Source organism: Rhizobacter sp. P2_D12 (assembly GCF_056404395.1).
This window is the reverse complement of record NZ_JBFUEB010000263.1, coordinates 1-1,931: the sequence shown is the minus strand read 5'-3', so window position 1 is coordinate 1,931 and position 1,931 is coordinate 1. Positions and strand designations below refer to the sequence as shown.

The following is a 1,931-nucleotide window of genomic DNA, read 5'->3' as shown; positions in this document are numbered from 1 at the left end:
AGGTGAGGGTCGAGTAGCCGGTGCCGAAGTCGTCGAGCGCGAAGCGCACGCCGAGCTGCCGGCATTCCTGCATCAGCTGCACCGTGTAGTCGACGTCGGCCAGCGCGGCGGTCTCGAGCACCTCGATCACCAGGCGCTGCGCGACCGGCTGGTTGTAGCGCGACAGCAGCCCGGCCAGGCGCTGCGCGAACAAGGGTTCCTGCAGGTGGCGCGCCGAGACGTTGATGCTCAGCGTCAGGTCCAGCCCCATGCGCTGCCATTGCGCGAGCTGCTCGATGCCCTGCTGCAGCACCCAGTCGCCGACGCTCGCGCTCAGCCCGGTGTGCTCGATCAGCGGCAGGAAGTGCGCCGGCGCGATCACGCCGTGCTGCGGGTGCTTCCAGCGCAGCAGCGCCTCGACGCCGATCACCGTGCCCAGGCGCAGGTCGACCTTGGGCTGGTAGTAGAGGCAGAACTCCTGCGCGTCCAGCGCCGTCTGCACGCGGCTGAGCGCCTCGAAGCGCTCTTCGGTGCGGCGGTTCAGCTCGGTGTCGAAGAACAGCGAGCCGTTGCGGCCGGCCTGCTTGGCGCCGTACATCGCATGGTCGGCGTGGCGCAGCAGCGTCTCGGCGTCGGCGCGATCGACCGGGTAGACGGTGGCGCCGAGGCTGGCGGTGACGATCACCGGCCCGATGCCCATGCCCAGGTTGTAGGGCAGCGAGACCTGGCGCAGCACGCGCTCGACCGTCAGCTGCGCGTCCTCGAGCGTCGCGGCGCGCAGCAGCAGGACGAACTCGTCGCCGCCCAGGCGCGCCACCTCGTCGGTCCAGTGGTCCCAGCGGCCCAGCGCGTTGCGCAGGCGCTGCGCCAGCTCGACCAGCAGCCGGTCGCCGGCCTCGTGGCCGTGGGTGTCGTTGACCGGCTTGAAGTTGTCGAGGTCGAGGTAGCAGACGACCAGCAGGTAGCCGTCGCGCTCGCTGGCGYGGATCGCGTCGCGCAGCATCTGCGCCAGGCGTGCGCGGTTCGGCAGGCGCGTCAGCTCGTCGAAGTGGGCTTGGCGCTCCAGCTGCTCGCGGTGCAGGCGCGCCTCGGTGGTGTCCGACAGCACCAGCACGTGGTGGCGCAGCTCGGCGTCGGGGCCTGGGATGGCCGAGATCGTGACCTGCAGCGCGCACAGCTCGCCGTCGCGGCGGCGGTCGACGATCTCGCCGCGCCACGAGCCGGTGGATTCGAGCGCGGCGTTCATGCTGGCGCGCTGCGCCGAGCCGGGCTCGCCATCGGCAGCGGGGCGCAGCAGGGCCGGCACCGCGCCCAGCATCTCCTCGCGCGAGAAGCCGGTGATCTTGGTGAAGGCCGGGTTGACGTCGAGCACGCGGCAGGCGGCATCGGTGATGACCAGGCCTTCGTGCAGGTACTCGAACAGGCGCGCCGACACGTTCTGGCGCTCTTCGGTGGCGTGGCGCTCGGTGATGTCGATCGCGGTGGCGATGACGCGCAGCGGCTCGCCGTCGGGCTGGCGCTCGATGGCGCGCGCATGGCCTTCGAGCCACAGCCACCGGCCCTCCTTGGTCTGCAGCCGGAACTCGAAGGCGGGTGCCTCGCCGGCACCGGCCGCCGTGCCGCGTCCGCGCGGCTGCAGTGCGTTCAGCAGGCGTGCGCTGTCGGACGGATGGGTGCGGGCCAGCAGCCCGTCGATGCGGTGGCCGAACTCGACGCTGCCATAGCCCAGCATGCGCAGCCAGCGGCGCGAGTAGCTCAGGTGCCCGCTGCGCAGGTCCCAGTGCAGGGTGCCGACGCCGGCCGCGTCGAGGGCCAATTGCCAGCGCATCTCGTTGGCGGCCGTGCGGCCCACCAGCGCGCTCATCAGCAGGGGGGTGAGGGCCAGCGTGGCCAGCCAGGCGGCCAGCACCGGCGGGTCGCCGAACGGACCGCCCAGCGCGCCGCGCGCGAGC

Annotated in this window: 1 protein-coding gene; it reads right to left on the bottom strand. The window is 72.3% G+C overall.

Translation table 11 applies throughout. From position 1 onward, the window contains the following. Positions 1–1,931 (bottom strand): putative bifunctional diguanylate cyclase/phosphodiesterase (locus AC1DYN_RS32275; protein ID WP_477966835.1); only part of this gene is annotated, 1,931 nt, incomplete at both ends.